The 311-nt window shown below is 64.3% G+C and carries 1 rRNA gene; it reads right to left on the bottom strand.

From position 1 onward, the window contains the following. Nucleotides 1–311 (bottom strand): 23S ribosomal RNA (locus ACTNA2_RS09130); the annotation flags it as partial.

The raw sequence follows: 311 nt of genomic DNA on the forward strand, positions 1-311 counted from the left end.
CGACGTGCGTTCGGCCCTCCACGGGGTCTTACCCCCGCTTCAGCCTGCCCACGGATAGCTCACCCGGCTTCGCGTCCGCGGCGCGGGACTCAAGTCGCCCTGTTAAGGCTCGCTTTCGCTCCGGCTCCCTTTCGGTTAACCTCGCCCCGCGCCAGCGACTCGCTGGCTCATTCTACAAAAGGCACGCCGTCACACCCAATGGGTGCTCCGACTGCTCGTGGGCGCACGGTTTCAGGTACTGTTTCACTCCCCTCCCGGGGTGCTTTTCACCTTTCCCTCACGGTACTGGTGCGCTATCGGTCACAGGGTAG

Source organism: Collinsella sp. HCP28S3_E9 (assembly GCF_052065455.1).
GTDB lineage: Bacteria > Actinomycetota > Coriobacteriia > Coriobacteriales > Coriobacteriaceae > Collinsella.